This is a genomic window from Micromonospora echinospora (genome assembly GCF_900091495.1).
Lineage (GTDB): Bacteria > Actinomycetota > Actinomycetes > Mycobacteriales > Micromonosporaceae > Micromonospora > Micromonospora echinospora.
Genome location: NZ_LT607413.1, coordinates 5,401,980 through 5,428,335, shown reverse-complemented (window position 1 = coordinate 5,428,335; position 26,356 = coordinate 5,401,980). Strand labels below are relative to the sequence as shown.

18 protein-coding genes are annotated in these 26,356 nt (G+C 72.2%); 6 read left to right on the top strand and 12 right to left on the bottom strand.

The genetic code is table 11. The features are described 5' to 3' along the window. Positions 1-12: 12 nt before the first annotated feature. From GA0070618_RS24080 to GA0070618_RS24055, 6 genes are all read right to left on the bottom strand, one after another. On the bottom strand, positions 13-3,258 hold the full coding sequence (locus tag GA0070618_RS24080; RefSeq protein WP_088983655.1) for a S8 family serine peptidase: 3,246 nt from the start codon (positions 3,256-3,258) through the stop codon (positions 13-15). 319 nt (positions 3,259-3,577) lie between these two features. After that, entirely contained in the window at positions 3,578-5,038 is a 1,461-nt protein-coding gene (locus tag GA0070618_RS24075) for an FGGY-family carbohydrate kinase (RefSeq protein ID WP_088983654.1), read from the bottom strand. Positions 5,039-5,101: 63 nt separating this feature from the next. After that, positions 5,102-5,305, bottom strand: coding sequence for a ferredoxin (locus GA0070618_RS24070; RefSeq protein WP_088983653.1), 204 nt, complete (start codon positions 5,303-5,305; stop codon positions 5,102-5,104). Positions 5,306-5,313: 8 nt separating this feature from the next. Next, the gene (locus GA0070618_RS24065) at positions 5,314-6,471 is read right to left on the bottom strand and encodes a cytochrome P450 (RefSeq protein ID WP_231931432.1); all 1,158 of its coding nucleotides are present in this window, start codon (positions 6,469-6,471) and stop codon (positions 5,314-5,316) included. A 318-nt stretch (positions 6,472-6,789) separates the two neighbouring features. Then, on the bottom strand, positions 6,790-9,414 hold the full coding sequence (locus GA0070618_RS24060) for a discoidin domain-containing protein (protein ID WP_088983651.1): 2,625 nt from the start codon (positions 9,412-9,414) through the stop codon (positions 6,790-6,792). A gap of 167 nt (positions 9,415-9,581) precedes the next feature. Beyond that, entirely contained in the window at positions 9,582-10,808 is a 1,227-nt protein-coding gene (locus GA0070618_RS24055; RefSeq protein WP_088983650.1) for an ROK family transcriptional regulator, read from the bottom strand. Between the two features lie 295 nt (positions 10,809-11,103). Here GA0070618_RS24055 and GA0070618_RS24050 point away from each other — a divergent pair, with 295 nt between their 5' ends. The 3 genes from GA0070618_RS24050 (at position 11,104) to GA0070618_RS24040 (ending at position 14,255) form a co-directional block, all read left to right on the top strand. Then, complete coding sequence (locus GA0070618_RS24050) at positions 11,104-12,399, top strand: ABC transporter substrate-binding protein (RefSeq protein ID WP_197701620.1); 1,296 nt, start codon at positions 11,104-11,106, stop codon at positions 12,397-12,399. Positions 12,400-12,463: 64 nt separating this feature from the next. After that, positions 12,464-13,423: a carbohydrate ABC transporter permease gene (locus GA0070618_RS24045; protein ID WP_088983649.1), complete on the top strand. Its 960-nt coding sequence runs from the start codon at positions 12,464-12,466 to the stop codon at positions 13,421-13,423. Continuing rightward, positions 13,416-14,255 (top strand): carbohydrate ABC transporter permease, encoded by an 840-nt coding sequence (locus GA0070618_RS24040; RefSeq protein ID WP_088983648.1) that lies wholly within the window; start codon positions 13,416-13,418, stop codon positions 14,253-14,255. The genes GA0070618_RS24045 and GA0070618_RS24040 overlap by 8 nt, the downstream gene beginning before the upstream one ends. A 192-nt stretch (positions 14,256-14,447) precedes the next feature. Here GA0070618_RS24040 and GA0070618_RS24035 read toward each other — a convergent pair whose 3' ends face one another. Beyond that, a complete protein-coding gene (locus GA0070618_RS24035) occupies positions 14,448-15,389 on the bottom strand; it encodes an NADP-dependent oxidoreductase (protein WP_331253091.1) in 942 nt (313 codons plus the stop codon). A gap of 102 nt (positions 15,390-15,491) precedes the next feature. Here GA0070618_RS24035 and GA0070618_RS24030 point away from each other — a divergent pair, with 102 nt between their 5' ends. Further along, positions 15,492-16,475 (top strand): GlxA family transcriptional regulator, encoded by a 984-nt coding sequence (locus GA0070618_RS24030; protein ID WP_088983647.1) that lies wholly within the window; start codon positions 15,492-15,494, stop codon positions 16,473-16,475. A 146-nt stretch (positions 16,476-16,621) separates the two neighbouring features. Beyond that, complete coding sequence (locus tag GA0070618_RS24025; protein ID WP_157748998.1) at positions 16,622-17,215, top strand: RDD family protein; 594 nt, start codon at positions 16,622-16,624, stop codon at positions 17,213-17,215. Between the two features lie 5 nt (positions 17,216-17,220). On the opposite strand, the gene GA0070618_RS24020 is transcribed toward GA0070618_RS24025, so the two are convergent. The 5 genes from GA0070618_RS24020 to GA0070618_RS24000 form a co-directional block, all read right to left on the bottom strand. After that, positions 17,221-17,862 (bottom strand): hypothetical protein, encoded by a 642-nt coding sequence (locus GA0070618_RS24020; RefSeq protein ID WP_088983645.1) that lies wholly within the window; start codon positions 17,860-17,862, stop codon positions 17,221-17,223. Next, positions 17,859-20,234: an FHA domain-containing protein gene (locus GA0070618_RS24015; RefSeq protein WP_088983644.1), complete on the bottom strand. Its 2,376-nt coding sequence runs from the start codon at positions 20,232-20,234 to the stop codon at positions 17,859-17,861. The genes GA0070618_RS24020 and GA0070618_RS24015 overlap by 4 nt, the downstream gene beginning before the upstream one ends. A 22-nt stretch (positions 20,235-20,256) precedes the next feature. Continuing rightward, positions 20,257-22,125, bottom strand: a complete 1,869-nt coding sequence (locus GA0070618_RS24010; RefSeq protein WP_170107878.1) for a serine/threonine protein kinase — start codon at positions 22,123-22,125, stop codon at positions 20,257-20,259. Positions 22,126-22,218: 93 nt separating this feature from the next. Continuing rightward, the gene (locus GA0070618_RS24005; protein WP_088983642.1) at positions 22,219-23,748 is read right to left on the bottom strand and encodes a hypothetical protein; all 1,530 of its coding nucleotides are present in this window, start codon (positions 23,746-23,748) and stop codon (positions 22,219-22,221) included. A 141-nt stretch (positions 23,749-23,889) separates the two neighbouring features. Beyond that, on the bottom strand, positions 23,890-24,279 hold the full coding sequence (locus GA0070618_RS24000; RefSeq protein WP_088983641.1) for a hypothetical protein: 390 nt from the start codon (positions 24,277-24,279) through the stop codon (positions 23,890-23,892). Positions 24,280-24,590: 311 nt separating this feature from the next. Here GA0070618_RS24000 and GA0070618_RS23995 point away from each other — a divergent pair, with 311 nt between their 5' ends. Then, complete coding sequence (locus GA0070618_RS23995; RefSeq protein ID WP_197701619.1) at positions 24,591-26,312, top strand: class I adenylate-forming enzyme family protein; 1,722 nt, start codon at positions 24,591-24,593, stop codon at positions 26,310-26,312. Positions 26,313-26,356 lie beyond the last annotated feature (44 nt).

The window sequence follows — 26,356 nt, the reverse complement described above, 5'->3', positions numbered from 1 at the left end:
GCCTCACACCGGTCACCTGACCTGGTAGGCCCGGTAGACGGTGGTGGTGACGGTGTTCCCCGCGCTGTCGACGGCGGTGGCACGCAGCGACACGAACCCGGAGCTGTCCCTCGGATGCCGCACGGTGGCGGTGTACGTCCCGTGCTTCTCCGCCGTCGGCGCCGCCGTCCAGGTGCGGCCGTCGTCGAACGACACCGACACCGTCGCCGACGTCACCCGCCCTGCGGTCGCCTGCTGGGCGAACGTCAGCGGGACGGTCAGTCGGCTGCCCGCCCGGACGCTGTTGTCCAGCGCCAGCGCCGGCCGGAACCCGATCGACGTGAGCGGCAGCGCGCCCTGCTGCGCGGCGGAGGTGGTGAAGGTCCACTCCGTCTCCAGCCGCCGGGACAGCCGGTAGGGTTCGGGCAGGTCGAACGCGTACCGCATGCGGTAGGTGGTCGGTTCCGGGGCGACCTGCCACGAGCCGTACAGGTAGGTGTGCTCGCCGACCAGCCGGTCGCCCTGGTGCAGGGTGAACCGGTGGTTGGTCATCGAGTACGGCAGACCCACGTGGCCGGCCCCGTCGGTGTAGCCGGTGAGCGCGGCCTGGATCGAGTCGCCCTGCCGCGCGACGGCCGGTGAGCCGCCGTTCTGCGGGATCAGGGTGGTGTTGAGCGCCGTGCCGTTCCAGCGCTCGACGTAGCGGCGGCCGGGCCGGTAGGTGACCGGCTCCGTGGTCGCCAGGTTGAGGATCAACAGGCCGCCGTCGACGGTCTCCTCCTGGACGTCGGTCAGCCACGGCACGTCACCGTTGTAGTACTCGGTACGGCGTCCCGGCGTCGCCACGGCCGGCAGTTGACTGGTCAGCATGAGCCCGCCACCGCCGGAGTCCGGGTCGGGGCTGCCGTTGATGCGCCACGCCGCTACGCCGGTCGCGTTCTGCGCGTACTCGGCCTGCACGGTGGCCAGGTCCTCGCGCGAGACGTGCCGGACCAGGCCGGTGACGAAGGAGCCCCGGATGCGCCAGCCCAACTGGTAGACGTCGGGGGCGCTGTCCCGGCGGGCGGGGCCCTGGAAGACCGCGTGCACCTGGGTGGTCACGCCCGGCAGGTCGGTGGGACCGACGTCGGCGGTGAGGATCTTGTCCAGATCGCCGGTGACACCGGCGTACGTGACCAGCCGGTCGCCGCCGCGCAGTACCATGACCGAGGCGTCCTGCGCCCGCGCCCGGCGGTCCGGGACGGTGATGTCGAGCGGTCGCGCCTTCCGCGCGTCGAGCACCACCTTCCGGTCGGTGCCGGCGACGAGACGGTTGTCGGTCAGCAGGGAGACCGTGCCGTCGGCCTCCTCGATGTACGCGGACAGCCGCCAGGAGCTGTTCAGCGGCACCCGCAGCGACGCGCTCGACGTGTAGAACGTATGGCTGGCGTAGTTCTGCGGGTCGGGGTTGACCAGCTCGACCAGCACCGTGGCGGGGGCACCGCCGTCCCGGCCGATGGCGTCGATGGTGAGACCCGCCGCCGGTTCCTCGTGGTAGACGCTGAACGGCGTCCGGAGGGTGACGTCACCGGCGGTGGCCACCAGTCGCCCGCTGTAGAGGCCGTACGAGGTGCTCGCCCGTTCGTCCACGGTGACCTGGACGGTCGCGTCGCCGCCGGCCGGCACGGTCAGGGTGGTCGCGCTCAGCGTCAGCAGGCCCGGCGGCGCGGTGCCGTCGAGGGCCAGGTCGAGCGTCACCGGCCGGTCACCGCGGTTGTGGTAGGTCATGGTCCGCGCGGTGGGCGCCTCGGTGTGCGGCCACTCGAGCACCCCGAGGCTGAGCGACGCCGGGCTGACGGTGACCGGCTGGCGCAGCGCCTTGTCGACGTCGACGAAGCCGGCGCCCTGCGCGAAGACGTCGTACGCCAGGTTCGGTGCCGCCGTGGCCATCAGCGCCTCCTTGAGCTGCGTGGCCTTCCAGTCCGGGTGGGCCTGGGTCAGCAGGGCGGCGGCGCCGGCCACGTGCGGGGCGGCCATGGAGGTGCCGGTGGCGGCGAAGTACGACCCGGTCGGCAGGTGGCCGAGCGCGCTCGGCGAGCGGGCGGCGGTGATCTCGGTGCCCGGCCCGCCGATGTCCGGCTTGACGCCGTAGTCGCCGATCCGGGGTCCGCGCAGCGACGACCAGTTCAGTTCCCCGGCCCGGTCGACGTTCGCCACCGACAGCGCCGCGTCCGCCGTGGACGGCGAACCGACCCGGAACTGCCAGCCGTTGTAGTTGCCGGCGGCGACGACGAAGAGGGTGCCGTACTCGGCGGTGAGGTCGTTGACCGCCTGTTCCAGCGGGTCGACACCGACGGCGTCCTGGCCGCCCAGGCTCATGTTGACGATCGTCGCGCCGGATTCGGCCGCCCACTGCATGGCGGCGAGGATCGCCGAGTCGGAGCAGTTGCCCCGGCCCTCGGCGTTCCAGCACACCTTGCCGTCGAGCAGGGTCGCGCCGGGCGCCACCCCCCTGTACCTCCCGCCCGACGCGGCCCCGCTGCCGACGATCGTCGACGACACGTGGGTGCCGTGTCCGTTGAGGTCCAGGGCGGTCTCGATCTCGGGCACAAAGTTGCGGCGCGCCACCACCTTCCCGGCGAGATCGGGGTGGCTGTCGTCGATGCCGCTGTCGAGCACCGCGACCTTCACCCCGGTGCCGTCGTACCCGGCCGCCCAGGCCGCCGGGGCACCGGTCATCGGCACGCTGGTCTCCAGCTTGGACTGGCGGACACCGTCGGCCCAGACCTTGCCGCGCGTCAGTGACGTGCGGGTGGTCTGCCAGGTCTTCGCCAGGTCGGCCAGCGGCACCCGGGTGGCGAACCCGTCGACCGCCTCCAGTTCACGCCCGGTGTCCAGGCCGCGCACGGCGGTCGCGTCGGAGACCACCAGGGGCAGGTACGACAGCTCGTCGAAGCCGAACTCGAGCAGGGCGGTGACGTTGAACAGCCGCTCGTCCAGCCGGTCGGCCCGCAGCAGCGGGATGGCGTCGGACGGGATGACGTAGTCGGCCCGGTCCCGCTGGAGGCGGACGAAGTGGACACCGTCGCGGGGGGCGACGGTCACCTCCCGGCCTCGCACGGTGACCCGGTCGCCGGTGAACAGGGTCAGCCTCCGGGTGGGCTCCGCGTCACCGACGGTGGGAGCCGACGGAGCCGACGGGGCCGGCGTGGGTTGGGCGGTGGCGGGGGTGACTCCGACCAGCAGAGTCGCCAGCGTGGCGCCGAGCGCGCCGTACGCCAGAAGACGGCGTTGTCGCATGAGGGGGTCGTCTCCACTTCGGGTGGGTCGATCGGCGTCACTGCGCGATCGGGGTACGGGTGTCCGGAATCAGGTCACCCGCACGTTTCGTAGCGGCGGCGAAAGGGTGCCGCAATGGTTTCGCCGGCGAGGGCAACCACCGGGAGCGACGACGTCTCCGCAGGTCAACGCCAGCATCCGGGGAACTGTTTGTGACGTTCGCCATGCCCGGGAGCGCGTCTTCCGCACGAGGTTCTGCCGGTCGTTCTGCCGGACCGGCCGTGCCGGAACGCCGAGGCCGCAGCCAGCGACGTCGCGTTGCAACGGCACCGGCGTTTCGTCAACTGCCAGGTGGGGCGGGGGTGGTGACCAACGGTAGGAACCGGGAGCGGTACGCCGTCTCCCACGCCGCGTCGGGCGGGGCGGCGGGCCGGGGCGGTGGTGAGGTGGGCGTACGGTCCTGGACGCCGATCGCCCGGCCGGCGAGTTGCGCGGCGCCGAGCACGGCGGACCGGTGCTCGGGCAGCACCACCACGGGCACCGGCATGACCGCGGCCTTGATCCGCATCCAGGCGGGGCTGGCGGTGGGGCCGCCGAAGACTGCCACCGTCTCGGGGCGCTGGCCGCTGATCGTGGCCTGGCTCTCCAGCATCCAGCGCACCTGCATGCAGAGCCCTTCGAGGACCGCACGGCCGATGTCGGCGAGGTGGTGCTCCGGCCGGATGCCGTGGAACGACAGGGTGCGGTGCGGGTCCGGCTGGGGACTGGCCCGCCCGTGCAGGTACGGCTGCACGACGATGCCGGTGGGTTCGGGGTCAGTGGTGGTGCCGAGAAGGTCGGTGAACCAGCGGTACCGGTCCGGGCAGCCGGGCGGCGCGAAGCGCTCCAGCCACCAGTCGACCAGGCCGCCGCTGCTGGACAGGCCACTGATGAGGCAGTAGGAGCGGCCGTCGAGGAAGGGGCCGACCGAGATGCCGGTGGGCGCGGCGGGCATCGCCGGCACCGCCGCGACCGGGGTGAGCACCGTCTCGGCGGTGCCCATCGAGTCCGCCGTCCGGCCCGGCCCCCGGACTCCGGCGGCCCAGGCGGCGGCGAGGTGGTCGTGGCCGGCGAGGACGACCGGAGTGCCGGCCGGCAGACCGGTGCGGGTCGCCACCGCGCGCGTGGTCCGCCCGGCGACCCGGTTGGCGGCGACCACCGGGGGCAGTTGATCGGGCCGCAGTCCGGCCAGGTCGAGCAGGTCCGGCGCGTACGCCATGGCGCGGATGTCGAAGGCGCCGGTGCGGGCGGCCAGGGTGGGGCTGGTGGCGAGGGTGCCGGTGAGGGCGGCCAGCACCAGGTCCGCGCTGCTCGCCCAGCGGGCCATCCGCCGGGTCCGGTCGGGATCGTGGTGGCGGAGCCAGATCCAGCGGGCCAGCGGCAGCTTCGCGCTCGGGTGCAGGCCGGTCGCGGCGAAGAACGGCGCCCGGCCGACCGTCTCGCCGATCTGGTGGGCCTCCCGGTGGGCGCGGCGGTCCCGCCAGTGCAGCAGGTCACCGATCGGGTCACCGTCGGCGTCCAGCGGCACCCCGGTCTCCGCCATGCTCGACACCCCGACGGCCAGCGGCGGTGCCGGCGCGGCCGAGACGCACTCGGCGAGCAGCCGCAGCGCGGTGGCCCGCAACCCGTCGGCGTCGGACGGGGTGGCCGCCTGTCGCTGCGCCACGGGTGTGCCGTCCGGCCGGTAGACCCCGGCCTTGGTGTGTGTGGTGCCGATGTCCACCCCGGCCAGCAACGTCGGCCCGTCCGCTCCCCCCACCATCGGTGTCACTCTGTGGGTGTGAGCGAAGGATGTCAATCGTCACGGCCGGGTGGCGGAGCCGCGTCAGGTCCCGGGTTCGTCGAGGGTCAGCGCCCGGCCGGGGCAGATGTGGACGGCCTCCCGCACTCGGGACATCGTCGCGTCGTCCGCGGGGCGGTCGTCGAGGACAACGACCGTGCCGTCGTCGTCCTGGCCGAACACCGTGGGCTCGGTGAGTACGCACTGGCCGGCACCGACGCAGCGGGTCGGGTCCGCGGTCACCTGCATCGTGTCTCCTACCAGGTGACGGGGAGGGAGTAGAGGCCATAGACGCCGGCGTCGTCCTTGAACGGCAGGTCCTCGACAGACGCCGCGAGTGCGAGGCCGGGGACCCGGGCGAAGAGGGTGTCGAAGACGATCTGGAGTTCGATCCGGGCGAGGTTCTGCCCAAGGCACTGATGAGGACCGAAGCCGAACGCGACGTGGTGACGGGCCCCGCGCCCGATGTCGAGGGTGTCGCCGTGGGCGAACGCGGCCGGGTCGCGGTTCGCGGTGTTGGCGAGCGTGATGACGCCCTCGCCGGCGCGGATCAGGACGCCGCCGACCTCGACGTCCTCCCGCGCGACCCGGTTGGTGGCGAATTCGGCGATCGTGAAGTAGCGGAGCAGTTCCTCGACGGCCCGGGGCGTGACGGCGGGATCGTCCTTCAGCGCGGCCAGCGCCTCTGGCTGTTCCAGCAGCGCCATCGTGCCCAGCGAGATCATGTTGGCGGTGGTCTCGTGCCCGGCGATAAGCAACAGGAATCCGAGGCCCGCCAGCTCCTCCGGGTCCGCGCCCCGGGCGATCTGGCGGCCGAGCAGGTCGTCGGGCGGCGTCCGCGTCTTCTCGGCGATGAGTCCCGCCATGTACTCACGAACCTCGGTGGCCGCCGCACGACGCTCGACGGTCGGGATGGAGCGACGCAGCAGCGTGGCGGAGCGGCTCTGGAAGAACTCGTGATCGGCGTAGGGCACACCGAGCAGCTCGCAGATGACCAGCGACGGCACCGGCATCGACAGCGCTGACACGAGGTCGGCCGGGCACGGCCCGGCGAGCATGGCGTCGATGCATTCGTCGACGATCTGCTGGATGCGGGGACGCAGGGCGTTCATCCGGCGGACGGTGAACTCCCCGACGACCGCCCGTCGCGCCACCCCGTGTTCCGGCGGATCGAGCCCGATCATGGACGGTCGCTCGGAGGAGAACGCGGCGCGCATTTCGGCGGTGACCAGCGGGTACCCCTCCCGCCGGCGGTCGGAACTGAACCGCGGATCGGTCAAGACCGCACGGATGTCGTCGAGTCGGCTCAGCGCCCACGCCCACGATCCGTCCGGCAGCGTCACCCGGGCCACGGGTGCGTCCCGTTGCAGTTGGACGTGCTCGGCCGGCGGGGCGTAGGGACAGGTGCGTTCCATCGGAAGCAGTCGAGAAGTGGTCATCCTGTGCCTCTCCACCTGAAGAATGATCAAACGGATGAAGCTCGCTCCAAGGGCAAAGCCTACTACCGGAGTGAAGGGTTTCCGTCCACTTGGGAGGCAATTGCGCCAGTGTGCGCAGTTGTGCGCCTCATGCCCGTCCCGGCAGCCCGCCCCCGGCCACCTGGGCAGCATCCGGGACACATCACCGCCCTGTCCCGGTGTCCCCGTGACCCACGGCCTCCGGATCCCACCGGTCCCACCCGGTCCTGCCCGTCCAGCTCGACGGTCTGGACGGGCAGGACCAACGCATGGCGGTTACGGGTAGTTGGTCAGGTAGACCACCTGGTTGGCGGTGTTGGCGGTGCCGCCGGTGGTGTTGACCACCCGGTTGATGGTGCCGACCCCGCCGAGGGAGACGGTGACCATGTTGGTGAACCGGACGTTCGGGTTGGTCGGCGCCTCGATGGCCCGGTCCGCGACCACCGACGGGTCGACGTTGAAGTAGCAGTAGCTGCCCAGTCCCCACGCCTGGTGGCTGGTCACCTGGTCGGCCACCTTGTAGGCGGCGTAACCCCGGGTCGCCCCGTTCATCCAGGCGGCCTGGTTCGGCGGGTCGTACGGCATCTCGTTCTGGTAGAAGTACGTCCGGCCGCCGTTGCCGTTCCAGACGGTCTGGTACTTCTGGTAGTGCTCGACGAAGAGGCCGTACGTGGTCACGTCGTCGCCGTTGACGGTCAGGCCGGTGTCGGCGGTGTTCACCGTCCACCCGACCCCGTCGCCGTGGTCGGCGCGCCACAGCCACATGTGGTCGCCGATGACGTCGTCGCTGTTGATGGTGAGGGTGTTGGTGGCCCGGCCGACGCCCGGTCCGCCGATGCGGAAGAAGACGTCGTGCAGCGAGACCGGGTTGGCCGCGTGGTCGGCCGACGAGCCGGGCGGGCCGACCTCCATGAGCACCGGCGAGGTGGTCTGTCCGGCCTCGAACATGATGCCGGCCACCTTCACCCCGTCGACGTCGGCGACCCGCATGGCGACGGTGCCGTTGTCGGCCTGGATGGTGGCCAGACCGAGACCGAGGATCACCGTGTCGGCGCGGTCGACCCGGATCGGTTCGGTGACGTGGTGCACGCCGGGGGTGAAGAGCAGGTGCCGGCCCTGGGCGAGCGCGGCGTTGACGGTGGCCGCGCTGGTGCCCGGTCGGACCACGTAGAACTGGCTCAGCGAGATCGACGAGCCGGCCGGGGTCCTGCCGTACCAGCTGGTGCCGGTGGAGTTGGTGCGCAGCGCCGGGACGAACACCCGGTACTCGCCGGTGCCGTCGACGTAGAGGAACGGCTTCTCGCGGATCTTCGGCGTCTGGGCGATGACGGTGTGCGAAGGGTTGGGGAAGTGCGGCGGGGGCGCGCCGGCCACCCCCTGGAAGACCATGTTCCACACCGAACCGGTCCAGCCGTTGCCGAACTCGCTGTTGCGTGAGTACCACTGCTGCTGGGAGCCGGAGACGACCAGGCCGTCGATGCGGGTGTCGGCCATCAGGCCGCCGCTGGACCAGCCGTCGCCGCCGTTCCAGAGCTGGATCTGGTTCTGCGCGCCGCGCAGGTGCATCCGGCGGTACGGCGCGGCCTGGGAGACCGCCCAGCGTTCGACGACCACCCCGGCGGGCAGCGTCACCGACAGGTTCTCCGCCGCGCGCCAGAAGTTCTGCGTCGCGTTGCCGCCGAACCAGTCCGCCTCGACCCGGACGTGGCCGTTGAGGTTGACGTCGTCGGGGCTCATTCCGAGGCCGGCGACCTGGGTGAAGAAGCCGAGGTTGACGTCGGCGGTGTAGCTGCCGGGCTTGAACAGCACGGCGTACCGCTGGGGGCCGAACTGGTTGGTCTCCTGCTGCTCGAAGAGGCTGTCCAGCCGGCTCTGGATGGTGGCGGTCGGCGTGGACGGGTCGAAGACGTAGGTGTTGGGACCGAGGTTCGGGTTGCGCGGGTCGGTGGGCTCCACCGGGTCCACGGCGCCACCGTCGGTGGTGTTGACCTGGAACTCCCACAGGGAGTAGCCGTAGCCGGTGGCGCGGGCGGTGCCGTACATCCGCACGTACCGGCCACTGCCGGAGACGGCGAGCGTCTGCGTGCCGCCGGTGCCGGCGGTGGTGCTCCACACGGTGCGCCACGTGCTGCCGTCGTCGGAGGTCTGGATCTGGAACGCCCGCGCGTACGCGGCCTCCCAGCTGAGCACCACCCGGCAGAGGGTGCGGACGCCGCCCAGGTCGACGCGGAGCCACTGCGGGTCGGCGGCGACGCTGGCCCACCGGGTGCCGGGGTCGCCGTCCACAGCCGCCGAGGCGGGCAGGCCGGCGTTCTCCACTGAGGAGGCGGTGGCCGGGCGGCCCTGGGCGGCGTTGGTGGCGCCGCAGGTGGGTGCCGCGCCGGTCTCGCCGTAGACCTGGAACTCCCACAGGGAGTAGCCGTAGCCGCTGGCCCGCGCCGTGCCGTACATCCGCACGTACCGGCCGCTGCCGGAGACGGTGAGCGTCTGCGTGCCGCCGGTGCCGGCGGTGGTGCTCCACACGGTGCGCCACGTGCTGCCGTCGTCGGAGGTCTGGATCTGGAACGCCCGCGCGTACGCGCCCTCCCAGGCCAGGGTGACCTGGTTCAGGGTGGCGCGGGTGCCCAGGTCGACCTGGAGCCACTGGGGATCACTGAAGGCACTGGACCAGCGGGTGCCGGTGTCGCCGTCGACGGCCGCCCCGGCGGGGGTGCCGGCGTTCTCGGTGGACGAGGCGGTGGCCGGTCGCCCCTGGGACAGCAGCACCGGCGCGGCCTGCGCCGGCGGGGTCAGGGCGGTCGGGGTCAGGGCCGCGACGAGCGCGACGACCAGGCCGAAAAGGATACGGGGATGAGGTCGTCGGGCGGTTCTCGGGCGTACGGGACGAGCGCGAGTTGTCATCACTTCGCCTGTCGGTAGAGGGCTGCGGACGCCGGCGCGACGGGGCGCGGGGACGGCCGGGGTGTCGGGATGGGTCCCGTCGGGATGGCACGTGGCCGGGGAGCGCTCTCTGGTGAGTGTCACGGCGGCGGGACACCGGAGTCAAGACATCGATCTTTGTCAATGTTTTATTTCCGACGCGGCCGGTCGGCACGGGCGGGGCGCACCCCACCGGCGGCGAGCAACCGGGCGATCGGCAGGGTGGCCGCGCCGAGCGCCACCGCGTCCACACCGAGGCGGCACAGCTCGATCGACGCCTGCTCGTACGGCTGGCGCAGCGCCTGCCGGCCGGCCGCCGAGCGCACGGCGGGCAGCAGGTCGCCGAGCGCCATCGCCGCCCAGCCACCCAGCACCACCCGCTCGGGGTTGAAGAGGTTGATCAGGTTGGCCACCCCGGCACCGAGATAGCCGGCCGTCTCGTCGAGCACCCGGCGAGCGGTGGCCGACTCGGCAGCCGCCTCGACCAGGGCGGCGAGCTGGGACTCCTCGTCCGCGCCCGGCACCGCCCGACCACCCCGGGCCTCCCGGTACCGGTCGATGACCGCTTCCGCGCCCACGTACGCCTCCAGGCAGCCCCGGGCCCCGCACCGGCAGGACCGGCCCCCGTAGACCAGCGTGGTGTGCCCCCACTCCCCCGCGCTGCTGGACGCCCCCCGGTAGGCGGCCCCGTCGGTCACCACGGCCGCCCCCACGCCGGACCCGACCAGCGCGAAGACGGCATGGCGCGCGCCCCGGCCGGCACCGAACCACATCTCGGCCTGGCCGAGGGTGTTCGCGCCGTTGTCGATGTGCAGCGGCAGGTCGGTGCCGGCGCGGATGAGCCGCTCCAACGGCACCCGACCCCAGCCGAGGGCCTGGGCGTGCACCACGGCCTCGGCGCCCTGCTCCACCACGCCCGAGACGCCGATGCCGACCCCGAGCACGTCGGCCGGGGCGACCCGGGCCCGGGCGGTGACCGTGTCGATGCCGGCCAGCACGTGCCCGGCGACCGCCGACGGCTCGGTGCGCGCCGGGTCCAGCGGGTACTCCACGCTGGACAGCAGGGTCATCGCGAAGTCGAACAGCTCGACCCGGATCCGGGTCTCGCCGACGTCCACGCCGACGACGAAGGCGTACCGGGGCGCGACCCGCAGCATCATGCCCGGCCGGCCGCCGTCCGACTCGGCCACGCCGGCTTCGGCGACGAGCCCCTCGTCGATGAGGTCGGCCACCACGTTGCTGACGGCGGGCTGACTGAGACCGGTGCTGCGCATCAGGTGCTGGCGGGTCAACGGGCCGTCGAGGAAGAGCCTGGACAACAGCGCCGACCGGTTCCGCAGCCGGACGGTCCGATTCGTCGCTCGCGCCAACTCCACACGCCACCTCGATCCCCGGGCCGCCCGGGGCGACGGCACAGCCCCGTACTTGACGCCCCACGCATCGAACTACTTTAATGGCAACATTCATTAAGTAGTGATGCAACTACCGTCCGGCCCGGTGCGGCACGTCGCCCCCGCCCTGCCGCACCACGCGTTCCCGGCACCACGCGCACCGCCGCCCCACGCACCACGTGCCCCGGCAGCACCGCCCCGGGGCCGTCGCCCCGCCGCCGTCCGACCCCTCCGCGCCACCGGGGCCGGCGCCCCACCACTCGCACCGGAAGGGCCGATCGTGTCGAGACGTCTCCTCGCGACACTCGCCGCCGCCGTCCTCGTGGCCGCCTCGCTGACCGCCTGCGGCGGCTCGGACGACCCCGGCGGGTCCGGCAAGACCCTCACCTACTGGGCCAGCAACCAGGGCGGCAGCCTGGAGGCCGACAAGAAGATCCTCCAACCCGAGCTGGACCGGTTCGAGCAGCAGACCGGCATCAAGGTCACCGTCGAGGTGGTGCCCTGGTCGGACCTGCTCAACCGGCTGCTGACCGCCGCCACCTCCGGACAGGGCCCGGACGTGGTCAACATCGGTAACACCTGGTCGGCGTCGTTGCAGGCGACCGGCGCGCTTGTCGAGTTCGACGACGCCACCCTGGAGCGGATCGGTGGCCGGGAGCGGTTCGTCCCGGCCGCGCTGGCCGCCGCCGGCGCTCCCGGCAAGCCTCCCGCCGCCGTGCCGCTCTACAGCCTCGCCTACGCCCTGTACTACAACAGGAAGGCGTTCGCCGACGCCGGGATCACCGCCCCGCCGACCACCTGGGAGCAGGTTGCCGACGTCGGCCGACGGTTGACCGGCAACGGTCGGTGGGGCCTCGCCGTCGAAGGGGCCAACCCCTCGGAGAACGCGCACCACGCCTTCACCTTCAGCCAGCAGTACGGCGGCGAGTGGTTCGACTCCGCCGGCAAGCCGACCTTCGACACGCCGCAGAACGTCGCCGCGGTGAAACGGTACGTCGACCTGATGGCCGTCGACCGGATCGTCAACCCGAGCAACGCGGAGTACGCGCAGAACCAGTCGGTCTCCGACTTCGCCAACGGCCGGGCGGCGATGCTGCTCTGGCAGGCCGCTGGCGCGAACCTGACGTCGCAGAACATGGCCGCCGACGCGTACGGCGTGGCGCCGGTGCCGTTCCTCGCCGCCCCGCCGCCCGGCGGCAAGAAGGTCAACAGCATGGTCGCCGGGATCAACATCGCGGTGTTCAAGCACACCAGGAACCGGGACGCCGCGCTGGACTTCGTCAAGTTCATGACCAGCGACGCCGCGCAGGTCACGCTCAACCGGACGTACGGCTCGCTGCCGCCGGTGACGTCGGTCGCCGACGACCCCGCGTTCGCCGCCGCAGAGCAGACGGTGCTCCGGGAGACCCTCGCCACCACCGCGGCCCCGCTGCCGCAGGTGCCCGACGAGAGCACGTTCGAGACGCTGGTCGGCACCGCCATCAAGGAACTCTTCGCCGACGCGGCCCGGGGCAGGCCGGTCACCGAGGAGAGCGTCCGACAGAAGCTCGGCACGGCCCAGCAGCAGATGCGCTGACCGGTTGGGCCGGTGGCCGTCGACGGGAGGTCCCGTCGACGGCCACCGGAGCGAGAGGACCCCGATGGCAACCCGTACCGTCCGCGACGTCCCCGCACCGGCACCCCGGGCCGGGGCCACCCGCCCCCGACGACCGCTCCTGCCGTACCTGCTGCTCGCCCCGGCGATCGTGCTGGAACTGGCGATCCACGTGGTGCCGATGCTGGTCGGCGCCGGGATGAGCCTGCTGGAGCTGACCCAGTTCCACATCCGTGACTGGTCCACCGCCCCGTTCGTGGGGTGGGACAACTACCGTCTGGTGCTCGACGTCGACTCCGCCGCCGGGGCCGCGCTGCTGCGCTCGTTCCGGGTGACCCTGGTCTTCACGGTCGCCTCGGTCGGGATCTCCTGGGTGCTCGGCACCACCGCCGCCGTCCTGCTGCACCGTCCGTTCCGGGGCCGGGGACTGCTGCGCGCGCTCTTCCTCACCCCGTACGCCCTGCCGGTCTACACCGCGGTGATCACCTGGAGCTTCCTGTTCCAGCGGGACACCGGTCTGGTCAACCACGTCCTGGTCGACCAACTGCATCTGCTCGGCGACCGGCCGTTCTGGCTCATCGGGGAGAACAGCTTCGTCGCGTTGCTGGTCGTGTCGATCTGGCGGACCTGGCCGTTCGCCTTCCTGTGCGTCATGGCGGGCCTGCAGAACATTCCCGGCGACCTGTACGAGGCCGCCGCCATGGACGGCGCGGGCTTCTGGCGGCGGCTGCGCTCGGTGACGCTGCCCATGCTGCGCCCGGTCAACCTGGTCCTGCTGCTGGTGCTGTTCCTGTGGACCTTCAACGATTTCAACACCCCGTACGTCCTCTTCGGCGGCTCCGCGCCCGAGCAGGCCGACCTGATCTCCATCCACATCTACCGCAGCTCGTTCGAGACCTGGGACTTCGGCTCCGGCTCGGCGATGTCGGTGGCGCTGCTGCTCTTCCTGCTCCTGGTCACCTCCGGGTACCTGCTGCTCACCAACCGCCGGAGGAACGATGCGTGAGACCACCGCCGAGCGCTGCTCCCGTCGGGTCGTGCTGACCCTGCTCGCGGTCTTCGTGCTCGCCCCGCTCTACGTGATGGTCAGCTCGTCGCTCAAGCCGTTGCAGGACGTGCAGAGCGCGTTCACCTGGTGGCCGCGCCGGCCGACCGCGCAGGCGTTCGTGGACATGTGGTCGACCGTGCCGCTGGGCCGCTACCTGGTCAACAGCCTGGTCGTCTCCTCGGTGGCGGCGGTCTTCTCGGTCACCGTGGCGATCTTCGCGGCGTTCGCGGTCAGCCGCTACCGGTTCCGGGGCCGGGGGCTGTTCTCGGTGACCGTGCTGTCCACCCAGATGTTCCCCGGCATCCTGTTCCTCCTGCCGCTCTTCCTGATCTACGTCAACCTGGGCAACGCCACCGGCGTCCAGCTGTACGCCAGCCGGACCGGCCTGATCGTCACGTACCTCACCTTCTCGCTGCCGTTCTCCATCTGGATGCTGGTCGGCTACTTCGACTCCATCCCGCGTGGCCTGGACGAGGCCGCGCAGGTCGACGGCGCGGGGCCGCTGCGGACCCTGTTCCAGGTGGTGCTGCCGGCGGCGGTGCCCGGGGTGGTCGCGGTCGCCGTGTACGCGTTCATGACCGCCTGGGGCGAGGTGCTCTTCGCCTCGGTGATGACCGACGAGTCCAGCCGCACCCTGGCCGTCGGCCTCCAGGGCTACTCCACCCAGTTCAACGTCTACTGGAACCAGGTCATGGCGGCCTCCCTGGTGGTCAGCGTCCCGGTCGTGGCCGGCTTCCTGGCGTTGCAGCGCTACTTCGTCGCCGGCCTCACCGCCGGCGCGGTCAAGTGACCCGTCCTCCCCGCCCGTCGCCGGTCCTGACGGGGGACGCCACCGGTCCGCCCCTGGCCTGACCTTCGTCAGGTTTCGGCGCTGTCGACGAGGTCGGGTGTCGGGGCCGGCGGAAGGAGACCGGTCAGAGGCGATGCGCCTGTGGACAGCCGCTGCCCCCCTTCCGCCGGCAGGAGCGGGAGCCGGTTCCAGTCAGTCGACGACGGTAAGGACGATCTTGCCGGTCGTACGGCCGGCCTGGGCGATCTCGTGGGCCTTGGCGACCTGGTCGAGCGGCAGCACCACGGCGACCTCGGGGCGCAACTGCCCGGCTTCGACGAGCGCCGCGATCGCCTTCATCCCCGCATGGTCGGGTTCGACGATCGTAAAGCCGGCCCGTACGCCCAGGTCGCACGCCTCCACCGCCAGGCGGGCCTCGGCTGGCGAGGCGAGCGACACCACGATGCCGCCGGTGCGCAGGGTCCGGAGTGAGCGCGGCCCGTAGTCACCCCCGATGGTGTCGATCACGATGTCGACGTCGCTCACCGCCGACGCGAAGTCGACCCGGGTGTAGTCGATGACCTCGTCGGCGCCGACACCACGCACGAAGGCGTGCTTGGCCGCGCGGGCGGTGCCGACGACGTGGGCGCCGTGCGCCTTGGCGATCTGGACGGCGAGGTGGCCGACGCCGCCGGCCGCGGCATGGACCAGCACCCGCTGGCCGGGGCGCACCCCGGCGGTGTCGACCAACGACTGGTACGCGGTGAGCGCCGCGAGCGGGAGCGCGGCGGCCTCCACGTGGGAGAGCGCCGCAGGCTTGCGGGCCAGGTGCCGCGCCGGGGAGGTCACGTACTCCGCGTACGTGCCCGCCGGTTGCGGTAGCCGGGGCATGCCGAACACCTCGTCGCCCGGTCGGAACATCGTGACGCCGAGCCCGACCGCCTCGACGACGCCGGACACGTCCCAGCCCAGCCTGACCGGCGTCTCGCCGAGCAGCCCGCCGGTGGCCCGGTGCCACAGGTCGGTCGGGTTGACACCGGCGGCGTGGACCCGGACGAGAACCTCCGAGATCCCGGGTTCCGGGCGGTCCACCTCCACCACCCGCAACACCTCGGGTCCCCCGAGCGAGTCCTGGCTGACAGCACGCATGATCATTTCTCTGCTCCGTACGGTCGGTGACTGACGCACGAGCAACACTGCGGGAGACGGGACCGCCCGACGAGTGGCCGGATCGCCAACATGTGAAAGGATCTGGCCATGCACCGCGTCGTCGTCCTGGCCCTCGAGGGGGTCTACCCGTTCGAACTGAGCATCCCGGTCCGGATCTTCGGCACCGCGACGGGCGCGGACGGTGGCCCGCTCTACGAGGTGGTCACGTGCAGCCTCGACGGCGGCCCGGTCCGGACCAGCGCGGACTTCGCCCTCGCGGTGGAGCACGGAGCCGAGGCCCTCGACGCGGCGGACACCCTGGTGATCCCGCCGTTCGCCTGCGACCCGTCCGAGGACCGTAGCTGGCTTCCCGACGAGCTGGCCGAGGCGCTCGCCCGCCTCCGGCCGGGTGCCCGGATCGTGTCGATCTGCACCGCGTCGTACGTCCTCGCCGCCGCAGGTCTGCTCGATGGTCGCGCGGCGACGACGCACTGGAACGAGGCCGACCGGTTCCAACGGATGTTCCCGCAGGTCAAGCTCGATCCGGACGTACTGTTCGTCGACGACGGGGACGTGCTCACGGCGGCGGGGGTGGCCGCCGGACTCGACCTGTGCATGCACCTCGTACGCCGTGACCACGGCAGCGAGGTCGCCAACCGGGTCGCACGCCGATGCGTCATCCCGCCCTGGCGCGAAGGCGGTCAGGCGCAGTTCATCGAACGTCCGGTGCCCGAGCCCTCGGCGGCCACCACGTCCACGACCCGCGACTGGGCACTCGGCCAGCTCCATCGACCACTCCCCCTTTCCGAGCTGGCCGAGCACGCACGGATGAGCGTGCGGACGTTCTCCCGGCGCTTCCGGGACGAGGTCGGCATGACCCCCGGCCAGTGGTTGACCCAGCAACGCGTCGAACACGCCCGTCGGCTGCTGGAGTCGACCGACCTCCCGGTCGACCGCGTCGCCGGCGAGGCGGGATTCGGAACGGCCGCCTCGTTGCGTCAACACCTGACCGCCGCGATCGGCGTGCCGCCGACGGCCTACCGCCACACGTTCCGCGCCGGCCGCCCCGCGACGGCCGGCGAACCGCTCTGATCGACCTTCCCGGCCGACCGCGCGCGGCGGTCCCGACGCTCCGCCGTGTTCCACGCCGCATGGGCACCGAGGTCGCGCCCCGGGCGAGCACCGACGATGTACCGTCCAGGTCCACGTCGCCAGTCGAGCCGACCGGGAAGGGCACCATGAGCAACTCCACACCGCCGTCCGTCACCGGGCTGATCGACAGCGTGACCGGGCGACCGGTACGTCGGCACCCGGACACCGGCGTCCGGTACGTCCGCAAGGCCGGTTGGTCGCACTTCTGGGGCCGGACCCTGGACGCTCTCGTGGTGATGGTGGTGGCCGGGGTCCTGATGGGCGCGGTCCACGCGGCCAACCAGGGCTTCGCCCTCGGCCGGTTGGGCACGGCCATGTCCGCCAGCACCGGCGTGTACGTCGCCGTCATGGCCGCCGTCTGGTTCGTGGTGGTCGTCGCGTACGGCATGATCTGGGGCTCGGTCGGTAGCCTCGGGGACGTCGTCGCCGGCATGCGCTCCGTCAGGATCTCCGACGGGAGGCGGTCCGGCGCCTGGCGGGGAGGCTGGCGGGCCTTCTGGTGGTCCTTCGCCCCGTTCTACCTGCTGGTGGCCATCGCCGCCGCCTTCGAGGGCAGCGGTGGGGACACCTTCGACTCCAGGTACACCGCCGTCGACCTCCGTTCCGGCCTAGCCCGGGGCCACGACCCCGTTCCCGACGCGACGGCACCCCGTCCGGCCGCGCCCACCCGGGTGGCCTGAGCCGGTCAGGGCTGCCCGTCCACGACCTCGCCGGTGATGGCGCGGGAGCGCTGCGCGACGGACGCGCTGACCGGGGCCAGCGCCGGAAGCTGAAGGCCCTGCGGGCCGAAGATCAGCCAGGCGACGGCCACCGCGTACCACGGCGCCGCCGGCCCGTGCAGCATCAACGGGTTGCCCTCCTGGTAGCGGAGGATGAACGACCACTGGGTCAGGTCGGCGGTGAGCTCGACCACCCCGTTGTGCCAGAAACTCAGCAGGTTGCCCTGGTAGTCCCCGAGCAGCCGCTGGTTGGTCAGGATCATCCGCACCTGCGCCTGGTCCCGCCACTGCGCCGCCGCCATCGCCTGGGCCCGGCTGCGGGCACTGGCGTTGCTGATCGCGTCACCCGCCATGCCGGCCAGCACGAAGCCCGTCGAGCCGAACCAGAAGTTGCTGCTCTCCCGGTACTGGACGGTGGTGCCGTAGAAGCGTGCGTAACCCAGCGGCGTGTCGCTGAAGATCACCTCGTTCGGGCTCAGCCGCAGGCCGCTGGGGGGCAGGGCGACCAGTTGGCCACCACGCGCCAGGTGCTCGTACAGCTGACAGGCACTGCTCCAGCCGTCGCGCAGCACGGCTTCGAGGGCGGCGGCCGAGTCTTTGCGGTTCACGTGCGCTTCCTCCGGCTTTCCAGTGCGGGCTCGTGGCGGCGTAGCGCCCACCGCACCGCCACGGTCAGCCAGACGGTCTGGCCGGCCAGGACGGCCATCGCCCAGCTCCAGGCGCCGGTGGTGTGCGCCCAGAGCGCGTCCGGCGTGGGCTTCAGCATAATCGCGCGCAGATCCACGGTGGACGCGGCGGCGGCGTAGCCCCAGCGGGCCGGGGCGAGCCAGGAGAGCTGTTCGATGCCGGCACGCCCGACCACGGCGAACAGCCCGCCGCAGAGCACGAGCTGCGCCATCACCAGCCCGACCAGCACCGGCATCGTCTGCTCACTGGTCGACACGTACACGCTCACCAGCAGCCCCAGGACGGTGGCGGCCAGCGTGGTCAGCCAGACCACCACGATCAGCTCGACCAACGGCCCGCCCAGGACGACCGCCTCGGACGGCGCCGGCCGCCCGAACAGGCCGAGCAGGACGAACAGGGTCGCCTGGAACGCGTTCAGCACCGCGAACACGGCGAGCTTCGCGCTGAGGTAGGCCCCGGGCGCCAGGCCCACCGCCCGTTCCCGGCGGTAGATGGCACCCTCCCCGACGAACTCCCGGATCCCACCGGCCAGCCCGATGAAGATCGCCCCGGTGATCAGGATGACCAGCAGCTCGGCGGCCTCGGTGCTACGTCCGGGCGGTTGGGCGGGCACGCCGAGACCGTCGGACCCGGGGACCACGTGCAGCAGGGCGGCGAGACCCACCGGCAGGCCCAGGGAGAGGGCCGCGTACAACCGGTCGGCGAGGGTGACGGCGACCGTGCGGCGGGTCAGGATCGCCATCTGCCGCCACCAGCCCTGGCGCGGCGGCGGCGCGGTGGCCACCGCCCGCTCGGTCGGCGGGGCGGCCACGGCCGGCGCGCGGGTGGCCGCGAACCGGGCGGCCCAGACGTCCGGCTCGGCGGCGACCGCGGTGAACACGTCGGCGTACTCGGCCGCCCCGAAGAAGTCGAGCAGCTCGTCCGGCGGGCCGAAGTAGGCGACCTTGCCGCCCCGGGCGAGGACGAGCACCCGGTCGCACACGTTCAGGTGCAGCGGGCTGTGCGTCACCACCACGACGGTCCGGCCCCGGTCGGCCAGCTCGCGCAGGCCGTGCATCACGTCACGGTCCAGCGCCGGGTCGAGCCCCGAGGTCGGCTCGTCGAGGAAGAGCAGCGACGGCTCGGTGAGCAGTTCCAGGGCCACCGAGGTGCGCTTGCGCTGTCCGCCGGAGAGCGTGTCGATCCGCTGGTCGGCGTGCGCGGTGAGGGCGAGTTGGTCGAGCACCTCGTCGATGCGCCGGTCCCGCTCCGCAGGCGTCACGTCGGCACCGAAGCGCAGCCCGGCCGCGTAGCGCATCGCCCGGCGTACGGTCAGCTGCCGGTGCAGGATGTCGTCCTGCGGCACCAGGCCGATGCGGTGACGCAGGTCGGCGTACTCGGCGTAGAGGTCGCGGTCCTGGTAACGGACCGTGCCCGCCTGCGCCGGGCGGTTGCCGGTCAGCGCCCCCAGCAGCGTCGACTTGCCGGCACCGCTCGGCCCGACCACCGCGAGCAGACTGCACTCGTCCAGCGCGAACGAGACGTCCGCGAGCAGGTTCCGCGCGCCGACCGTGACCCGCAGCCCCTCGGCGCGCAGCGACACCCGGCCGGTGTCGACGTAGTCGTGCAGGGCGATGCCGTCGAACACCATCTGGTGGTGCCCGAACGAGAGGAGGTCGCCGTCGGAGAGCGCCGCCTGCTCGACCTGCCGCCCGTTGACGTACGTGCCGTTGCGCGTACCCAGGTCGACGACGCGGAACCCGGTGCCGTCCCGGACGAGGTCGGCGTGGTAGCGGGAGACCAGCAGATCGTCGAGGACGATGTCGTTGTCCGGCGCCCGTCCGACGCGGATCCGCTCCCCGGTCGGATAGCTGGCCGAGGGTGTCCGGCCCGCCGCGAACCGCGCGCCGCAGGGCGGCTCGACCCCCGGTCCGCCGCTGTCCGGCCCCACCTCGGTCGGCGGGCCCGGCCGCGCCGGATCGGTCCCCGTCGGCACGACGGCGGGGGCTCCTTCCGGCCGGAAGGTGAGCACCGGACCGTCGACGGCGTCGCCGATCCGCACCGCGCAGGCGGCCGTGATCTCCAACTCGTGCACCTGACGGCCGTCGACGAACGTGCCGTTGCGGCTGGCGAGGTCACGCAGGTGCCATCGTCCGCCCCGGTGGGTGAGTTCCAGGTGCTCCCGGGAGGCCCGCGAGTCGTCCAGGACGATCGAACAGAGCGGGTCACGGCCGATCCGCATCGGTCCGCCGGCTGCCGTGAACCGGCGTTCCCCGCCCTCGCCGGGCACGCCGACCAGCAGGTTGGCGCTCACGCCGGCACCGACCCCGGGGTGGTCACCGACCCGCCTTGGGCTTCGGCAGCCGTTTGGCCATCGACGTCGCCATCTTGATCAGGTCACTCTGGTGGGTGCCGCCCTCGTAGTCGTTCTGGATCGCGACCTGGAGGAGCACCTGGCCCGAGCGGACGAAGATCATCGCGTAGACGCCGTTGGAGCCGCTGACGGTGATTCCGAACGACTCCTGACCCAGCTTCGGTACCGTGAACGGCCGCCACCCGCACCGCTCGGCCGACCTGCGGACGGCGTCGAGGAACGGGTCGGCCGCGTCGCCGTAGAAGCCGGCGACCGCCGAGCCGAGGTACGGGTACTGGCCGGTGGTCACCCAGTAGCCGTTACTGCTGTGCGCGCCGATCGCGTCGCCGCGCACGGTGCCGTCCGCACAGAGCGTGAGCCTGGTCAGGCCGTTCTGCAGCACGTCGGTGGTCGTACTCGACTTGACCGAGTCACGATCGATCTTCATCGCGGACGCGACATCGGCCACCGACAGCAGCACGGGCTCCAGTGCGGTCACCGCCGGCGGCGGGGAGGCACGGTCGACGCTCGGGGTCGGACTCGGATCGAGGCCGCCGGGCAGGTTGCCCTGAGCGAGGTTCCACACCGACGGTACGCAGCAGGCGGCGACGAGGACCGCCGCCACGATTCCGATCACCAACGGGAGCTTGGACTTCTTCCGGGCGGGCGCCCCGGGGAAGCCCGCCGGTCCCGGGCCGGGCGGCAGGGGGTACGCCGACGGGCCGGGCGCCCCCACCGGCCGGGGTCCGGGTGGCAGCGGGTAGTTCGACGCCGCCGGGCTGCCCGACGGCGGGGAACCGGGGGGCCCGGAGGTGGGCGGCAGCGACCGGTTCGGCGGCCCGGAGGTGGGCGGCAGCGGAGAACCGGGCGGCAGCGGGTAGCCGGACGGCGCGGAGGTGGGCGGTCCGGACGTGGGCGGCAGCGGGTGATGCGGCGGTCCGGAGGTCGGCCGCGGAGACGCCGGTGGGGCCCCGCCGACCGAGGTTTCCGGCGGTGCGGTACGCAGTGCCCTGACCCAGGACGCCGCAGCCGCCGGCCGCCGCTCGGCGGTCACCGCGACCATCGACAGGATCCCGCGGACCGTCCGGTCCTGCCCCGCCCCGAGCGACGCGGTGAGCTGCCGGGTCATGCCGTCGGTGTCGCCGGGGACCGGCACCTCGCCGGTCAGCGCGTAGATGACGGTCGCGCCGAGGGCGTAGCGGTCCGTGGCCGGGGTGTACTCGCCCCGCGCCAGGGACTCCGGTGCCATGAACGGTGCCGTGCCGTACACCCGGGCGGTACCGCTGGTGCTGCGCAGCCGGACCAGCCCGAAGTCGACGAGGTAGGCCCGTCCGCTACCGGAGACGAGGATGTTGGCCGGCTTGATGTCCCGGTGCAGGACCGGTATGCCGTCGGTGTCCTGGCCGCTGTGCAGGTAGTCGACGGCCTCGGCGATCGGTTCGAGCGGCCCGAGGACGTCCAGCCCACGCACCGCACCGCTCTCCAGCATCTCCTGGAGGCTGCGGCCCTCGATCCACTTCATCACGAAGTACAGTCGCGGCGCGCTGTCCGTGGTGGCCGTCCCGGCCGGGTGCGGCGACGGGCCGACGAAGACCTCCTTGACCTTCACCAGCGCTGGGTGTTCGAGCTGGGTCGCCAGCGCCGCCTGGAGCCGGAGACCCTCCAGGCCGCGATCGGTCTGGTCCTCCGCCGGCACCCGGAGAATCTTCACCGCGTACGAGAACGCCACGTCCCCGTGGTGCTCACGAGCCCGCCAGACCTCGCCCTCTCCACCGGCGGCGCGCCGCTCGATCAGCTCGTACCGGTCCGGCGCGTCCGGCGGTCCCACGTAGTTGTCCTGCCCATCCGACACGGCGGTCATCCTGCCAGCGCCGTACCGGCTGGCACAAAACCGCGTCCGCGCCGCCGACGACCGTCCGAACGGGTCGGTGACGGCGCCGGGGGGCTAACGCTCCTTGAGGCGGCGGTTGACCTCTTCGGAGAGTCGTCGGTTCAGTTCGGCCAACTGCTCGTCGGTGTACCGGGTCAGGTCGACCGGGCCGGTGCCACCGTTCGGCGGCTGCTCCTGTTGCTTCTGCTGCTCCCGGCGTTGCAGTTCCCGCTCCTCGGGCGAACCGGGGGCGGCGTACGCACAGCGGACCAGCGTGCCGTCGGCGTTCTTCAGGCAGGTCGCCTCACGGCCGTTGATCTGGCCCCGGCCCTCCACCCGGTAGCGGATGCTCTGCTCACTGCCGAGCGTGGCCGTCCACGTGGTGCCACCGGTGGGCACCACCTCGAACACCTGGTCGTCGTTCCAGCAGCAGACGTCCCGGTACTCCGCCTTGATCAGGGCGGCGAGCGCCTGCGGCGAGGACCAGGTCGGGCTGAGCCGGTGCACGGTCAACGGGGCGAGACCGGTGCCGACGTGCCGGGTCGGCACCACCGACACCGCCACCACCGAACTGGCCTCGCCCTGTGGCGTGAGCGGGGTGACGTACCCGCTGCGAGCACTGCCGTCGCGGTAGCGCAGGGTGAACTCCGACTCGTTTCCCTCGTTGGCCCCGTCCTCGGAGGCGTCCCAGCCGCTGCGCTCGAACCACCAGTCGGCGAAGCCGCCCACCGCGGCGGTGCCCTCCCGCTGTCGGGCGGCGAGACTGATCGGATAGGACGGTCCGGGAACCTCCGTGGTGGCGTCGGTGACGGTGACCTTCCCGGTCGCACCGTCATACAGCGCCACCCCGGCCGGCCGTTCCGTCACCACCAGAACGCCGGTCTGCCGCTTCAGCGGCACCACCACGACCGGGGTGTCGCCCTGGCAGTGGACGTACGCGTCCTCCTCGGAGAACCGCGCCCCGCGCCGCTCGGCGGCGATCTTCCGACCCAGGTTGTGGGTGAACCAGCCGCCGATCCGCGCGGACGCCGACTCGTCGAACCGGCACCGCTGCTGCGCCCGGCTGTTGCCGCCGAGCGGCACCTCCTGCACCAGGCCGACCTCGTAACCGGTCAGCCAACCGCGCCGCTGGACCAGGACGGCGAACCGGTCGGAGTCGGGCAGGTAGCTGACGTCGCTGATCTCACCGGTCACGTCGCCCAGGTTCGGCGCGGCCTGCGCCTCGCCGACCACGTACGGCGCGCGGGCGGCCAGTTCCGGCACCGGATCGGTCACCACCCGCATGGTGGTCGCGTACGCCCGGTCCTGGAGGTACTCGCCGTAGACCAGCCCGAGCGCGCCGAGGCCCAGCCCGACGGCGACCCCCAGCCAGCCGAGGACGGCGCTGCCGCCGGCCGCGCCCTTGCCGCCACGTCGACGGGTGAGCAGCCGCACCAGGGCCGGCGCTCCACCGAGGAGGGCCGCCAGGGCCGCCGCCAGCAGCCACGGCAGGAGTTTGCGCAGTTCCCAGACGAGAACGGTGGTGGCGTACGAGGCGTACCACCCGAGCGCGCCGAGCAGGAGGAGCAGGAGAACCGGCGTACCGACCCGCAGCCTTCGCCCCATCGACAGTCCTCCCTACGGATCCGACCGGGTCCGATCCTAGTCGGGAGGGTCGAGTCCGCAGCCGTGGACGCCGCCCCGTACCGCCACCGTCGCTCGTCGGGCGGAAGGACCCCCACCGTGGCCCCGCCCGAGGGAATCAGGTCAGCAGCTGACCGAGGCCGGGGAGTACGCGACGAGCGTGTCGAAGCTGGCCTTCGCGCGGCACTGTCCCCGCTCGGCGGGGTCCATGAAGTAGGCGGTGGCGGCCGTACCGTCGGCGGCCTGCTGGAGGTAGTAGAGCGCCTCCGGCTCCTCCTGGTACGGACCGGCGGCAGTCGCCGCCCGTTCGAGGGTGATGTCGATCGGGCCGCTGCATCCGCCGGTGAGCTTGGCGAAGGCGGTCTGCATCCCGATCGAGTAGTAGAGGTTGGTGACCGTCAGGGAGCACGACGTGCGCTGTGCGGGCGCCACGGTGGCCGCCGTGGCCGGGGTCGCCGTGGCGATCAGGCCCCCGGCGAGCAGGGCCGCGCTGGCGAGACTGCGGATACGCATGGGTTTGTCCTCCCGTGTGGAGCGTCTGTAGGAAAGTTTTACCGACACTAGGATCCTGGCAAAGAAATGCCGAGCGGGGAAGCCCCCGGCGGCGGAGCGGACAACCAGCGCGACGGCCGGAACCACCTGGCCCGGGGCCAGCGCGCCACATTGGTCGATCGGCCCGGAGGTCGGACGTATCGGAAACAGATCGTCACCCGTCCAGACATGGCCTACGCAGAACGATGTCGATATGGTTAGCGATCATCTTCCGGCCGACGAGAGTCGATCGCCGGCCGGCCTCCCCACCCCCGAGAACGGAGGACCCGCTCGTGGCTCCACCCGCCGACACGACGGCCGCCGAAGACGTCGAGCCGCAGCGGCCCATCCCGCGGTTCCTGACCGAGTTCACCCCCACCCGGTTCCGCCGCCGGCTCAGTCCGTTCTCGCGTGTACCGAAGCACTCGAAGATGGGCGAGACCTGGCACGTGGCGGCGCGGACCGCGCCGGACGAACTGGTCATCGTGGACCGCCCGGCCGACATCGACCCCGACGGCCCCGAGGTCCGGACCTACACCCAGTGGGCGGAGCTGGTCGACCGGGCCGCCGCCTGGCTACACAAGGCCGGCGTCCGGCCGTGGGACCGGGTGGCCGTCCTCAAGGCGAACCACCTGGACATCGTCGTCCTCGGGTGCGCGATCGCCCGGATCGGCGCGATCCCCTGCATGTTCTCCGGCTCCTACGGCCCGGAGGCGATGATCCCCATGTTGGAGCGGCTGGAACGGCCGTTCCTGCTGACCGACCGGAAGCACCTCGACAAGTGCGGCATCACGCCGCAGGTGGTGGCGGACCTGACCGTCAAGACGATCAGCGTGGACGCGGTCGAGGACCGCCCGGACGTGCTGCGCCTGGACGACTTCAAGGACGCGCCGCCGGTCCAGCCCACCATGCGCGAGTTCGCCGAGCCGGTGGTCATCACCCACACCTCCGGCACCACCGGGGTGCCGAAGCTGGTCATGCACTCCGCCGAGTCGATCTACGCGATGGCGATCGTGGAGACCGAGCGCTGGCCCCGGTTCGGGCTACGGCGCAGCGACACCGTGGCGTTCTGCGACCCGTACACGCACGAGCGGCTCACCACGATGCAGCTGGCGATGGCCGCGGTCGGCCCGCGCATCATCTACCTCTCCGACCCGCTCTCCCCCCGGGTCCGGGAGCTGCTGGCGGAGCACAAGCCGACCCTGGTCGAGGCGCTGCCGAACATCTACCTCGCCTGGGAGCCGCTGGCCCGCGACCCGGCCGGCCTGTTCAGCAACGTCCGCGAGTACGTCAACTCCTTCGACGCCATCCACACCCGCACCATCCGGACCTTCATGGCCGCCACGAAGCGCAAGTTCCCGATCTGGGTCCAGTCCTGGAGCCAGAGCGAGAACGGCGCGCTGTGCATCCGGCCGTTCTTCCGGTTCGTGGTGCGACGCAAGGGGCACCGGCCGCCGCCCACCCAGCTGATCGGCTGGCCCATCCCGTTCCACGCCAAGATGCGGGCGGTCAACCCGGAGACCGGGCAGGAGGTCCCGCGCGGGCAGGTCGGCATGATCGAGATCGACCAGCCCGGACGGTGCCTCGCCTACGTCGGCGAGCAGGACCGGCACGACCTGAAGTGCACCGGCCGGTGGTGGAGCACCGGCGACCTCGGCATCATCAACAAGTGGGGCGCCGTCCGGATCGTGGACCGGGAGATCGACCGGATCCCCAACGGCAGCGCGATCGAGTTCGAGGACCTGATCCTCGACCGGATCGACTACACCACCGAGGTCGTCGTCCTCCCGGTCGCCGGTGGGCTGCCGGTGCCGGTGGTGAGCACCACGGACGACGTGCCCCTGGACAAGGGCGACTGGGCGCGGGCGGTCGCCGACCTCGCTCCGATGGCCGATCCGATCCAGATCAGGTGGGACGAGTTCCCGCGCACCGGCACCTGGAAGATCCGTCGGGTGGCGCTGCGGGAACAACTGCTCGACGGCGCCAAGGCGATCGGCATCGGACGCTGGACCTGACCGGCGTCGTCCGCTGACCGCGCCGCTGCGGCACCGTCCCACCC

Coding starts and splice junctions, on each gene's coding strand:
- GA0070618_RS24080 (WP_088983655.1), bottom strand. CDS start 3,258: ATGCGACAACGCCGTCTTCTGGCGTACGGCGCGCTCGGCGCCACGCTG.
- GA0070618_RS24040 (WP_088983648.1), top strand. CDS start 13,416: ATGCGTGAGACCACCGCCGAGCGCTGCTCCCGTCGGGTCGTGCTGACC.
- GA0070618_RS24065 (WP_231931432.1), bottom strand. CDS start 6,471: ATGGAACGCACCTGTCCCTACGCCCCGCCGGCCGAGCACGTCCAACTG.
- GA0070618_RS24070 (WP_088983653.1), bottom strand. CDS start 5,305: ATGCAGGTGACCGCGGACCCGACCCGCTGCGTCGGTGCCGGCCAGTGC.
- GA0070618_RS24005 (WP_088983642.1), bottom strand. CDS start 23,748: ATGGGGCGAAGGCTGCGGGTCGGTACGCCGGTTCTCCTGCTCCTCCTG.
- GA0070618_RS24000 (WP_088983641.1), bottom strand. CDS start 24,279: ATGCGTATCCGCAGTCTCGCCAGCGCGGCCCTGCTCGCCGGGGGCCTG.
- GA0070618_RS24045 (WP_088983649.1), top strand. CDS start 12,464: ATGGCAACCCGTACCGTCCGCGACGTCCCCGCACCGGCACCCCGGGCC.
- GA0070618_RS24060 (WP_088983651.1), bottom strand. CDS start 9,414: ATGACAACTCGCGCTCGTCCCGTACGCCCGAGAACCGCCCGACGACCT.
- GA0070618_RS24030 (WP_088983647.1), top strand. CDS start 15,492: ATGCACCGCGTCGTCGTCCTGGCCCTCGAGGGGGTCTACCCGTTCGAA.
- GA0070618_RS24075 (WP_088983654.1), bottom strand. CDS start 5,038: ATGGTGGGGGGAGCGGACGGGCCGACGTTGCTGGCCGGGGTGGACATC.
- GA0070618_RS24035 (WP_331253091.1), bottom strand. CDS start 15,389: ATGATCATGCGTGCTGTCAGCCAGGACTCGCTCGGGGGACCCGAGGTG.
- GA0070618_RS24025 (WP_157748998.1), top strand. CDS start 16,622: ATGAGCAACTCCACACCGCCGTCCGTCACCGGGCTGATCGACAGCGTG.